Source organism: Mesobacillus selenatarsenatis SF-1, from assembly GCF_000813125.1.
Classification (GTDB): Bacteria; Bacillota; Bacilli; order Bacillales; family Cytobacillaceae; genus Mesobacillus; species Mesobacillus selenatarsenatis.
In genome coordinates this window covers 17802-29962 of record NZ_BASE01000084.1, presented here as the reverse complement: position 1 = coordinate 29962, position 12161 = coordinate 17802, and the positions used below count along the sequence as shown (strand labels likewise).

General features: G+C 43.1%; 14 protein-coding genes. 8 read left to right on the top strand and 6 right to left on the bottom strand.

What is annotated here, in order from left to right; all coding sequences use genetic code 11:
- Window positions 1-93 precede the first annotated feature (93 nt).
- Window positions 94-1911: a transglycosylase domain-containing protein gene (locus tag TY49_RS17345; protein WP_041967172.1), complete on the bottom strand. Its 1818-nt coding sequence runs from the start codon at window positions 1909-1911 to the stop codon at window positions 94-96.
- A gap of 231 nt (window positions 1912-2142) precedes the next feature.
- Here TY49_RS17345 and kapD point away from each other — a divergent pair, with 231 nt between their 5' ends.
- A complete protein-coding gene (kapD, locus tag TY49_RS17340; RefSeq protein ID WP_041967171.1) occupies window positions 2143-2766 on the top strand; it encodes a 3'-5' exonuclease KapD in 624 nt (207 codons plus the stop codon).
- A gap of 51 nt (window positions 2767-2817) precedes the next feature.
- Here the strand turns inward: kapD and kapB are convergent, their stop codons facing one another.
- Window positions 2818-3204 carry a kinase-associated lipoprotein KapB gene (kapB, locus tag TY49_RS17335; protein WP_041967170.1) on the bottom strand — a complete coding sequence of 129 codons (387 nt, stop codon included), beginning with the start codon at window positions 3202-3204 and terminating at the stop codon, window positions 2818-2820.
- Between the two features lie 107 nt (window positions 3205-3311).
- On the opposite strand from kapB, the gene TY49_RS17330 reads away from it, so the two are divergent.
- The 3 genes from TY49_RS17330 to TY49_RS17315 all read left to right on the top strand — a co-directional run bounded on the left by TY49_RS17330 (window position 3312) and on the right by TY49_RS17315 (window position 5141).
- Complete coding sequence (locus TY49_RS17330; RefSeq protein ID WP_041967169.1) at window positions 3312-4040, top strand: peptidylprolyl isomerase; 729 nt, start codon at window positions 3312-3314, stop codon at window positions 4038-4040.
- Window positions 4041-4113: 73 nt separating this feature from the next.
- The gene (locus tag TY49_RS17325; protein ID WP_041967168.1) at window positions 4114-4326 is read left to right on the top strand and encodes a hypothetical protein; all 213 of its coding nucleotides are present in this window, start codon (window positions 4114-4116) and stop codon (window positions 4324-4326) included.
- A 365-nt stretch (window positions 4327-4691) separates the two neighbouring features.
- On the top strand, window positions 4692-5141 hold the full coding sequence (locus tag TY49_RS17315) for a hypothetical protein (protein WP_041967166.1): 450 nt from the start codon (window positions 4692-4694) through the stop codon (window positions 5139-5141).
- A gap of 50 nt (window positions 5142-5191) precedes the next feature.
- Here TY49_RS17315 and TY49_RS17310 read toward each other — a convergent pair whose 3' ends face one another.
- Window positions 5192-6361, bottom strand: coding sequence for a MalY/PatB family protein (locus TY49_RS17310; RefSeq protein ID WP_041967165.1), 1170 nt, complete (start codon window positions 6359-6361; stop codon window positions 5192-5194).
- An 86-nt stretch (window positions 6362-6447) separates the two neighbouring features.
- Here TY49_RS17310 and TY49_RS17305 point away from each other — a divergent pair, with 86 nt between their 5' ends.
- Window positions 6448-6708, top strand: a complete 261-nt coding sequence (locus TY49_RS17305; protein WP_041967164.1) for a DUF1871 family protein — start codon at window positions 6448-6450, stop codon at window positions 6706-6708.
- A gap of 35 nt (window positions 6709-6743) precedes the next feature.
- Here TY49_RS17305 and TY49_RS17300 read toward each other — a convergent pair whose 3' ends face one another.
- From TY49_RS17300 to TY49_RS17290, 3 genes are all read right to left on the bottom strand, one after another.
- Complete coding sequence (locus TY49_RS17300; protein WP_041967163.1) at window positions 6744-7598, bottom strand: alpha/beta fold hydrolase; 855 nt, start codon at window positions 7596-7598, stop codon at window positions 6744-6746.
- A gap of 288 nt (window positions 7599-7886) precedes the next feature.
- Entirely contained in the window at window positions 7887-8132 is a 246-nt protein-coding gene (locus TY49_RS17295; protein WP_041967162.1) for a helix-turn-helix domain-containing protein, read from the bottom strand.
- 93 nt (window positions 8133-8225) lie between these two features.
- Window positions 8226-9569, bottom strand: coding sequence for a sodium-dependent transporter (locus TY49_RS17290; RefSeq protein WP_041967161.1), 1344 nt, complete (start codon window positions 9567-9569; stop codon window positions 8226-8228).
- A gap of 267 nt (window positions 9570-9836) precedes the next feature.
- Here TY49_RS17290 and TY49_RS17285 point away from each other — a divergent pair, with 267 nt between their 5' ends.
- From TY49_RS17285 to TY49_RS17275, 3 genes are read left to right on the top strand one after another with little or no spacing between them, the layout of a single operon-like run.
- A complete protein-coding gene (locus TY49_RS17285) occupies window positions 9837-10394 on the top strand; it encodes an RNA polymerase sigma factor (protein WP_041967160.1) in 558 nt (185 codons plus the stop codon).
- Entirely contained in the window at window positions 10387-11667 is a 1281-nt protein-coding gene (locus TY49_RS17280) for a hypothetical protein (protein ID WP_041967159.1), read from the top strand. Before TY49_RS17285 ends, TY49_RS17280 begins: the two co-directional genes overlap by 8 nt.
- Window positions 11609-12067, top strand: coding sequence for a hypothetical protein (locus TY49_RS17275; protein WP_156972719.1), 459 nt, complete (start codon window positions 11609-11611; stop codon window positions 12065-12067). Before TY49_RS17280 ends, TY49_RS17275 begins: the two co-directional genes overlap by 59 nt.
- Window positions 12068-12161 lie beyond the last annotated feature (94 nt).

Sequence of the window (12161 nt, the reverse complement as noted above, 5' to 3'; positions counted from 1 at the left end):
TATGGGCGAGAAGAAGGAAAAAGTGTCCGTCATAATGGTGGTGACCGTCAAAAATAATGATTTAAGTGGAGCCGGGCAGAATTTCTGCCCGGTCTATTTTTTTACGATATCACGCCAAATCAAAAGATGTGGCGACTGATGATTGATATTTTCCATGCTCTCTGGCTGGTCTTTGCCGACCCACACGCCTGCAGTCAGCGGCCCGTTGAAGCCGATGAACCAGAAATCTTTAAAATCATTTGTCGTTCCGGTCTTTCCGCCAGCATCCGGTCCGGCACCCGCCACTTTTCGTGCAGTTCCCGAAGTGACGGTCTTCTGCAGGAGGCTTCGGACTTTTTCGGCGGTGCTAGGGTTCCATACCTGGACAGGTTCGTCATTCCATTTATAAAGTACCTCTCCGTTATAACCTGTTACCTTCGAGATTGCCCTTGGCTTTAGGAAAAGCCCTTTATTGCTGAAAACCGTATAAGCTGATGTCATTTCAAGCGGGCTCGTTCCAGTTGTGAACCCGCCGACTGCTGCTGCCAGCACACGGTCTTGTTCTGTGACTTTTCCAAAATCAAATGCTTTAAGGTCACCGAATGCTTCGTCCACGCCAACCTGCTGTAAAATTCTCACTGCAGGTGTGTTGTAGGAGTTAATGAACGCCCTTTCAAGTGTAACAACCCCATAAGTGGAACCTCCGTAGTTTTTCGGGCAATATCCTTTGATGCAAAGGGGACCTGCGTTAATTTGAGAATCCCGGTTTGCATCAAACCTTTCAAAGTATGGGGCATAGACAAGCAATGGCTTTATTGATGAGCCCGGCTGGCGAAAAGCCTGGTATGCACGATTGAAGTCTCCGCTCTGATAACCCTTTCCTCCTGAAATAGCGACAATCTGGCCAGTTTCATGGTTGATCACTGTGGCAGCCCCTTGGATCTTTGCTTCTGGCAGATGAGCTGCGACTGCCTGGACTGTCCGTTTTTGCATTTCAATATCTAGATTTGTATGGATGGTCACACCTGAACGAAGCAACTCCTCAATTCTAGCGGTTAAGTCATTAGTATTATTGATATTCTCCTGTTCGGAAATCAGTTCTCTCAGTTCATGTAATGCATAGGAAGAATAATCTGGATTTAAATTTTTCCGGGAATCGACTTTCAGGGTGATTGGTTCCTTTTTTAACTTTTCAGCCGCTTCAGATTTGATTTTTCCATGTTGTGCAAGCTGATCGATCAGCCGTTCTTGGCGCTTCTTCGTCCGTTCAAAATATTTGATTGGATCATAGTAGGACGGATTATTAGGAATGGCAGCGAGGAAAGTCTGTTCTGCCTCAGACAATTTTGCAGGCGCTTTTTTAAAATAAAGATCCGCCGCAGCCTTGATCCCATATGCATTATTGTGAAAATAAATTGCATTTAAATACTGCTCGAGAATTTCTGCCTTTGAAAAAGACTTCTCCAGCTGGTAAGCATATAAAACTTCGCTCAGCTTGCGATTATAAGATTTGTGATGGGTCAAATGCTGGTTCCTAGCCAGCTGCTGGGTAATGGTGCTCGCGCCTTGTTCAATGTCGTCTGAGTGAATATTGATTGCGAGAGCGCGGCCGATCGCCGGCAGGTCAAAGCCAGGATGCTTTTCAAAATTACGATCTTCAGAAATAATGAACACATTTTTTATAAAATCAGGGATTTCATGCCCCGCAGCATAGCTCCTGTTCATCGGTCGATAAATTTCGGTGATGACCTCGTCGTTACTGGCAAGGATTAAACTGGTATGAGAAAGTTTCGTCTCTGAAAGATCAATCTTTTCATCAAGAGTATCACTGAAGCTCACGGCATTGCCCGCTTCGGTATAAGTTAAAATGACAACTGCAATAAACGCTGGGATCAATAGTAAAATCAAAAGATAGCCTGTAATAATCCTCAAGGTAATTCCTTTCTGCTTCAAAATGATTTTTTATTACTCATCTATTATCGGAACGAACGAGCTGTTTTTCACTTCTTTTTCCGATACCCCTTCCGTTCAAAAAAATGCTACGTCTAAATTGCAGAAAATTTAAAAATTTATCCAAAAACGTGATATAATAGAAAAAATAATCGACCGAAAAGCATATACTGGTTACATACAACTACTGGCTTTTCAGAAAGTTGGGGAAGCATGAGCGAAAAAGAAAGGACAACATTATTTATTGATTTTGAGTTTACGATGCCTGATCGCAACAGCAGGAGAAGGGGCTTTTACCCGGAAATCATTGAAGCTGGCGCTGTCCTTGTCGAGAACGGCAAGATTGTTGAACAATTTTCTTCCTATGTAAGGCCGATGCGTTTTCCGATTTTGACAGAACGCTGCCGTTCATTCCTGAGCATTTCTCAGGAACAGGTGAATTCAGGTATCACGTTCAAGGCTTTGGTAGATAAGCTTAAGTCGATGGGTGGGAGCAAGAATTGCCAGATTGTCACCTGGGGCAATATGGACATGAAGGTATTACAGCAAAATTGCCAGCAGGCTTCTGTAGCTTTTCCACTGCCAGGAAAGCAAATCGATCTATCAATGGAGTATAAGCGTTTCTTCGGTGACCAGAATCAGACGGGTCTATGGAAGGCCGTTCAGGAGTATGGGAGGGAAGGGACAGGAAAACATCATCGTGCTCTGGATGATGCTTTGACGACATACCATATTTACAAGCTCGTGGAGAAAGACAAACAATATCTTCAAAAACCAGAACCTGCAACGATCGGGGACATGGTCGATTTTTCTAAACTGCTCAATAAATTCGCATAGAAAAGCCAGATTGGAAAATACAATCTGGCTTTTGGCGTTATATGATAGGTATTACAGGCTTTTAAAATAGTCTTTTTGGAGAGACTCCAAATTTCTCAGGCTTTGCTGTGCCCAGGCAGAATCGTCGCCTTGTAGTTCGGCACGAAGCTTGCTGGTAGCTTCTTTTAATGACTCAAGGTATTCTGGGATTTCACCATCGAATTTCTTGACCATTTTTTCAGGAATATTTGCTTGTTCGCGGTAGGAAAGTGCCTTTCTTTCATGGAAAAAGCCAACTGCCGCATCCTTTGGATTATGGAGGTCGCCCTGCATTGGGTGTTTTGCGACAGCCAATACTCGGACAAGATAGTGTTGTGGCCTGCGTTCCGTGATTTCGCCTATGTATTTGCCAGTCTTATAAATGGCGGTTACCTGATCGCCAATGTTCAATTCAGCCATGTTGAAGCTCCTTTCGGATTCGGGATAATTTCTTATATTATAGCAAAAAAGACAGATGCAAAACATTTTGTAATCGTTTAAAGTGTCTAATAGGAGGGATACATACAATGACTAAAAAAATATTCGCTATTTTATTGGCAATGATGGTTTTACTTGCAGGCTGCGGTACAGCCGATGAAAAGCAGGAAGCAGACAAGCAGAAGGAAGAAAGAACTAATGCTGGACAAGCTGGACAGGGCGAGGAAGATCTTGATTACCCTCAAGCGACTGCCGAAGTTCAGGATAATGAAAGGCTTGTGGAAATGGTCACTTCCATGGGAAGTGTTAAAATCAAGCTTTTTCCTGAGCAGGCTCCTAAGGCAGTAGAGAATTTTATTAAGCACAGCGAAGAGGGCTACTATGAAGGAGTCATCTTCCACCGCGTTATTGACGGGTTTATGATTCAGGGTGGCGACCCTAATGGAACTGGAATGGGCGGCGAAAGCATTTACGGCGGCCCGTTTGAAGACGAATTTTCACGGGAGCTTTTCAACATTCGCGGAGCATTGTCGATGGCTAATTCAGGACCGAACACGAACGGAAGCCAGTTCTTTATCGTCCAGAATAAAGAGCTTGATGCTAGTTTGCCAGAGAAGATGAAGCAGGCAGGCTACCCCGAAGAAGTGCTGAAGATGTATGAAAATGGCGGAACACCACATCTTGATGGCGGACATACCGTCTTCGGCCAGGTTGTAGAGGGAATGGATGTTGTCGACAAGATTGCCGCAACGCCAACAGGCGCACAGGACAAGCCGGAAAAAGATGTCGTCATCGAAAAAATCAATGTATTGAAGTAGTACGTAGCACCATGTTGGAGAGATTCCTAAAGCTTGATATAATGTTTTGAGAGCTTAAGAAAGGAAGATGAGCATGAGTAAGTGGTTTGTCATCTCATTGTTTTTATATTTTCCAGAAGACAAGTCTGAATATATACCGGCTGCGATCACTTCTCTCGTTTTCCTGATTGGGGCAGTCCTGACGATGAGATACATCATCAAAGTTTCCAAAAGGGAAGCGCAGAAAGCAAAGGAACACGAGCAGGCAATCATGAAACAAATGAATGATACAAAGGAGAACAGCTGATTGAGTGGCTGTTCTTTTTTTTGTTTCAACTGGAACTGGAAAAAAACACGCGGAATTTCCAGTTCGCGGAATTATGATGGAATTTCGCGGAATTCCGTTTGGTTTTCGCGGAATCAAGCACCGGTTTCGCGGGATTCCTCTCTCTTTTCGCGGAATCAGGCATCGTTTTCGAGGATTATCCTCCCTTTTCGCGGAATCAGGTACCAAATTCAAGGGGATTATCCTTTCTTTTCAGTAATCAGACAATTATTATGTTCCAAAAAAGGTTTAACTCATTAAAAACTGGGGTAAAAGTCATGTTTTTATTATTTTACTAAAGCGATATAATACAATTTATATTCTAAAATCAAGAGTAGGGGTATAAATTGAAGAACTTACAGATCGAGAATATTGTCGACACAATTCTTGTCCAATCTGGCAGCAGTGTCCAGGTTGAACTTGAGGATTTTTTCCCTGGAGACCGGTTTGCGGGCGGGAAATATAATTTTGGAACTCATAAGATTACTTTATATATTGAAGAGATCAAGGCGCAATGCCTGCAGCTCTTTTCGTCATTAGATCAATTTGAAGATTATCTTGCGGTCGTCTTTGCCCATGAAATTGGCCATGCCGAGGACCGCGAACTTGCGGAGCTAATCCAGCAGATGATGGAAACCGGCAATGACGTGTTAAAAAAGAAGGTTGCTCTCCAGATTGAGATGAATGCCTGGGATCACGCGCGCATGCTGATTCCGGAAAAGCTGCACCCATTCATGGACACGATCATTGGATATTCCTTAGAGCCATATTACGAAGCGCTGGAAGTGAGCGCATAAAAAATGGAGCCTGCCCGAAGGGGACGGCTCCATTTTTGCTTTTTTAAAGTCTAACTGAATGCCAGTCTCAATCTTTCTAGTCCCTCATTCAAGGTTTCACGCGGGCAGGCGAGATTCATCCGTACAAATCCTTCTCCGCCTTCACCGTACTTCGTCCCTGGTTCAAGTCCAAGCTTGCCTTTATTGAGCAGAGTATCCTTTATCTCCTCGTCCCTCAATCCAAGTTCTCGGCAGTCGATCCACAAAAGATAAGTGGCATCTGCTTTCATCGGCTTGAGTGCAGGCAGGTGTTCTGCCATAAAGTCTGTAGCTATTTTCATATTCTCATCCAGATAAGCTAATAGCTGATCAAGCCATTCCTCGCCGCCGCGATAGGCTGCCTCCATTCCGGCAATCGCGAAGGCATTCAGGGTGAAGAAGCCTTGCTGATCATGAATTTCTTTGAATTTGGCCTTCAGATCCTTGTTCGGGATCAGTGCAGCAGACGCCTGGAGTCCAGCGAGATTAAAGGTTTTGCTTGGCGCAACGAAGGTTGTCGTGATTTCCCTGAACTCGTCTTTAATTGAAGCAATCGGTATATGGACATTTGGTTTGAACACTAGGTCGGAGTGGATTTCATCGGAAACAATCAGGCAGTCATGCTTCACGCACAGGTCGCCGATTTTTTCCAGTTCATCCCGAGTCCAGACTCTACCGCCCGGATTATGCGGGTTACAAAGGATGAACATCTTCACTCCTTCTTCCAGCTTCGCTTCAAAGTCAGCAAAGTCGAGTTCGAATCTCCCGTTTTCGTATAGGAGATTAGATGTTACCAGAGTTCGGTCATTATTATTGACCATGTTGAAAAATGGTGGGTACACAGGAGAATGAACAAGCACCTTATCGCCTTTTTCCGTAAATGCCCGAATTGCGGTGCTGATCGAAGGGACGACGCCTTCGCTAAAAACGATTGACGATTTCTTGAACTCGCAGTCATGGCGCTTTTTCATCCAGTCCTGGATGGCTTCTGTCACTGACATCGGGACAAAGGTGTATCCAAAAACTCCGTGTTCGATCCGGTCCTTCAGCGCATCGGTAACTGCCTGAGGAGGATGGAAGTCCATATCCGCGACCCACATTGGCAGGACATCGTCTTTGCCAAAAACCTTATCGATTGCATCCCACTTCACTGAATGCGAATTGTTCCGGTCAACTACTTTGTCAAAATCTATTTTTTCCATATGTACGCACCGCCCTTTTCCTGAAAAATTTAACTCTCACTAACAATATGATAAGATAATTTTAAAAAATAATCAGGTGATTGAATTTGGAATCTAAAGAACTTAGCTATAAATTGATTCATGTTTTAAATAATTGGGATCCTTTCAAAGTAGGAGAAGGAGAATTCGACCCCGAAATCGCTGATATTCTCCAGGCTGTCCACGATCATGACGAAGCCGATAAAATCGCCCGCAGGATCCAGTCTGTATTTGAATTTTCTTTTGAACAAGTTTTGCCATACCAAGAGTGCCTTTCAATAGCAAACACCTTGCTGGCCATCAAGAACGAAGACGTTTGTTCTTTATAAAACTGCACACAACGCACTAGCAGAAACGGCAGCCATCAAAGGCTGCCGTTTGCTGTTGCTTCTGCTGTTTCCTCCGCTGCCATGAACCTGTTGATCAGCTGATGGACATCTTCAGGGCGTTCCTCGGGGACAAGGTGGCCGGTTTCCTTTAAAATGATCAGCTCGGAATTCTTCAAATCCTTATTCAACTTTCTCCCGACACGGACCGGGACGACTTTATCATGTTCACCCCAGACCAGCAGGCATGGTGTTTCTATTTTCCGTAATTCCTCAGCTGAAAGATCGCCTTCTCGGTGGCGGATCATCATCGTCAGGGCTTTGAAAATATCATCCTCTAAAAATGGAGAGAGATAGCCATAAAGCATCTCATCGTTGATCATTGAATGGTCATAGACGACGTTCTGCAAGTTCTGTTTAACCCCTGAGCGTGCCAGATGGAACTTTACATATAGGTGGAAATATGGGATGTAGCTTGAAAGTACAAGCGGCAGCTTTGCCTTTTTCAAATATCCGGAGCTGCAAAGCAGGATTCCTTTTTTTGCATAATCTGGATGATGCAAAAGGATATTCATGGCAATTTGGCCGCCCATCGAATGCCCAACGACATTAAATTCACGGACACCCAGGGATTTCATCAGCTCAACGACTGTCGCGGCAAGGTTCTCGTAGGAATATTTAAAGCTAGAAATCTTGCCGCTTTTCCCAAAAGGGGGAAGGTCCACGGATATGACGTTATAATCCTCTTTTAGCAGGGGGACCAAGTGCCTGAAGCTGAAAGTTGAGGAAAGAAATCCATGAAGCAAAACCAGTGTTTCCTTCGCCTCTGGGTTCTGATAGTGCTCGTAGTAAAGATCGATTCCTCTTACGGTTTTATTCCTGGCGAATTCCATCGGCTTTCACTCCTGACATTATTAGCGAATTAGGCAAGGTATGCCATTTATTTTCCCCGCAAAACGCGACTTCACACAAAAAAAAAGACTATAAACCCAAAAAAATATGGACACCAATGCTGGTGTCCATTAAAAAAGGGGGGAAGTACTAGAAAGCCTTATGGGACTAGGATAGCCAGATTGGCAGAAAGTATACATTCATTTTCGAAATTTTTAACGAAAAAGGGTTTTATAAAAAATAAAACAGGCAAAGAATCTGCCTGCTAAGGTATATGATGATTATTAAGGTTATAAGCTGCTTGGTCTTTGGTCGAGTTCTGGTGGTGCAGCGTAATATATATCTCCCATTAACTCTGATGCAGGGACATCGAGTGCTGTTGAGATCTTTAGAATCGTCTGCGATTTAGGTGTCTGCTCGCCGCTTTCGTATCTTTGGATTGTCCGCGTACCTACCCTGATTTTTAAAGCGAGCTCCTCTTGAGAAATTCCGACTCGTTCACGGCACGTCTTGATATTCTGTCCAATTGCAGTCATCGCTCATCACCTCCAAAAATAAAATATCTCTTACTATAAGTTTATCATTAAATTTTTGAAAATACCGACAATAATGTGAACGTTTTCTTAACTTTAAATTATACCAATCGATTGTAAAAACACAATGGCAATACCTATTGGTACGATGTAGCGGATGGAAAAATACCAAATGTTGAATAACAACGGATTACTTTCAGTGCCTTCCTCCATTTCACGTCTGACCATTTTTCGGGGAAGCACATAGCCGACGAATATGGCGATGAAAAAGGCGCCAAGAGGCAGGGCGATATTGCTCGTCAGGAAGTCAGCGAGATCAAAGAAAGTTTTACCGAAGAATTTCACCTCTGATAAAACACCGAAGGAGAGGGCATTCGGAATTCCTGCGGCAAAAACCAGCAAACCTGCAATCCAGGAAAACTTTTTCCGTTTATTTTTGTCCCCTTTAGATAGAACTGCGACGATGATCTCCAAAATTGAAAACGCGGAAGTCAATGTCGCGAAAAGCAGTAAGATCAAGAAAATCGTCAGGAATAAACCGCCAAATGCAATTTCATTAAAAACGGCAGGAAGTACAACAAAAACAAGCCCAGGACCGGCTTCCGGCGTAAAACCAAGCGCGAATACGGCCGGGAAAATGACAAGGCCAGCGAGCAGCGAGATGAGAATGTTCAACCCGACTACTGAAAATGCTGATTTCGCCAGGCTCTCCCCTTTAGGCAAATAAGAAGCATAAGTCACCATTACTGACAATCCGACACTTAGTGCAAAAAAGGATTGTCCCAGTGCCATCAAAATGGTTTGACCTGTAACAGCCGACCAATCAGGCTTCAGGAAAAATTCGACCCCGGCCATCGCTCCATCCAGTGTCAAAGACCTGATAACGAGGATGAAAAATAGAATGAACAGAGCGGGCATCATATATTTGCTCGCTTTTTCAATGCCCTGCTGGACTCCGCCCTGAACGACCCAAATAGTGAGGACGAGGAATAACAGCTGGACAGCAACTGCCTCTATAGGATTGGATATGATGCTTTCAAATGCTGCCCCGTATTCCGCCTGGGTCAATCCTGAAAGTGATCCTGTGAAACTCCGCGCCAAGTAGGAAAGGATCCAGCCGCCAACTGCACTATAGAAAGACAGAATCAGGAAAGAGGCAATGACACCGCCATATCCAAGTAATGGCCATGCGCTTTTTGGAGCCAGTTGCTTATAAGACATAACCGCGTCCTTTTGGCTATTGCGGCCAATGATGAATTCAGCCAGCAATATAGGTGCGCCGATAAAAATGGTCATTAGTAAGAAGAAGATAAGAAAAATGCCGCCTCCATTTGTACCTGCCATATAGGGGAATTTCCAAATTGCCCCGAGCCCAATGGCAGATCCAGCCGCAGCGAGGATGAATCCGAGCTTTGAAGTCCATTGTTCGTGCTTGTTCATAAGAAAACTCCTTTTAAAAATCTGAATATTTATATTTTCTGACAAAATAAAAAAATACCTTTTCATGTTACTATTTTTTCAGGAAAAAGCATAGCATTTTCAGGCTTTAAACAATTATTGAGTGATTTGTTATTTTTTTGAAACAAAAAATAAAATACGCCGTTTTATAGATAAAGAATTTTGCTTGAAGAGACGGAAGTGCAAGCGGCCGCAGCAGTCTCTCGTTAAAAAAGAAAAAAGATAAGGTATCAGTTTGGGGGATCCAAAATGAATGATGATGAATTAGTGTTCCGATCCCGGAACGGCAATATGCAGGCTTTCGCGGAGTTGATCGATATCCATACTCCAACCGTCAAGCGCTTTGCTTTCCAGCTTGGGAACAAATATGACGACATAGATGATATCACCCAGGAAGTATTCGTTAGGGTATACCGCTTCCTCGACCAATTTTCTCACGCCAAATTCACAACCTGGCTCTATAAAATCACCTTGAATGTCACGAGGGATTTTGCGCGCAGTAAACAAAGGCAAATAAAAAAGGTGCTGAAAATCGGCAAGGAACGATCATACAACGGGAAGACAGCAGAAGAAAGCATCCTGCGATTTGAGGAAGACAGGACACTGCATGAGTGTATCCAAAAACTTGATGAGAAGTATCGGGTACCGATCGTGCTCTTTTATTTTCACGATAAAAGCTATGATGATATCTCTGAAATTACAGGAGCATCGCTGGCAAATGTAAAGACACGGATGTCAAGAGGGAAGGAACACTTGAAGAAGCTGCTCACTCTAGCAGAAAAGAAGGAAGGTGCAAACCATGGATGATCAGTTATTGGAGAAGAAACTGGAAAGCCTGAAAAAAGCATACGATGACATGCCGGAAGATGAGACCCGTTCAGCGATCCTTGCGGCAATCAAGAAAGACCAAAAGAAGCAGAAACAAAACAAATGGTTTCACCTGCCTTACGCTGCAAGCTTTATGGGGGTGGGGATGATTGCAGGAGTTTTAATGATGCAATATATTGGAAATCATGCCCCTTCCGAAGAGAAAACAGAACAGCACCAGGCATCATCCGCTGAAAATGGCTACGGTGATTTGAGGAAAGCGGATGTAAGAGCCGTGTTTGAGGATTTACATGAGTATTATCAGCAGAGGGAACTTGAGACTAAAGAAAAGCTGGGGTTTTTATCAGGATTTGAAAATTATCTATATGGAGATATTCCAATGGAACTTAAAGATGCGGAACTAGCATTTCTATCAAACCTGGAAGCCTATCGAGAAAGTGATTTGGAAGATACAAGGGAAGGATTTACCAGTGACATCGATCATGCATTCACCATGCCAGCAGAGATCATTGACAGGCTTCTGCAAGAAAAAAATGACGAAATTTCATTAGATGGTCCCGAGTATAACCTCCTTAATCAACTGGAGTCTTTTTTGGGGGCCTATTATCTTTCGATGACCTATTACGAAGATGACATAAATAAAGCGATGAAGAATGATAGTGTCACCGAGGTTGTCAAAAAGATGAATGCTAGTGGAGAAGGTATTTCTTTTACTAAGTTGAAAGAGATGTCTTCAAAGGCTGTTGAAAATGGATATGCTTTTAGAGAAGAAGAAGGCAGGATCATTCCGTATGTGAATTTTATCGGCATTGCAGACCGCCTTCGTGGAGAAGTTAATGAAGATTTTATAAAGTATTTGGAACTTAGGAGCAACAGAGTTCAGGATCAAAACGGAGAGGTTATTTCCTTTGAGAGTCTGGCAGATTTACTGGTAAAAATAGAAAAAACGATAGCCGCAGTCAAAGATGATACTATTGAGGAAACAATGAGGAATGACGTTAAGTCGCTATATGCTCTCTTTGTTGTCAGTCAACATATTTATGACCAAAATAACGAGCTAAAAGATGAAGTGAAAAAAGCATACTTGTATTTGTTTGAAACCTATCCTGAGACCGACACAGCTGAAGCGGTGAAAAATATGTACAAAAAGATGGAAAGCAACAACTTCCGAAAGCCTGCTCCTGGCGAGAAGCTTGATTATCCATGGTATAATGGAGATTCCAGCCCATTTAAAACGGGAGGACACCATTGACAGAAAAGTGCTCCCGATTTCTGATTCCCTGATGTCTAGCTATAAGGAATTCGCAGCCAAGAAGGACTTCAATATTCTGAAGAATTACGGACCGTTTGAAATCATGCAATTGTACTTCCATGCAGACCAGGAAGGGGATTACGAAACCAAATACGCTCTTTACAGCAAGAATGGCGGGCAGCCTCCTGAAGAACAATATATACAAGAAATGAAGGAAGCAAAAATGGCGCTTAGCGAAGCTCTGAGGGGATATGAGTTTGCTTCCCTTTACCATCCGGATGATGATCCGGAAAAAGTGATTGGAATCCAGCTTCATTACAATGATCGCCCGAATGCTCCAGTCTTTCAGATAGTCCAGGATGACGGATTCTGGAAAGTCCAGTTTTTGCCATTACAATAATGGAAACACTCATATAGAATTATCTTATTCCTTTTGATAAATGCTACAGAATATGATATAATTTTTAATTGCGTATTAATGGGATAAAATAAAA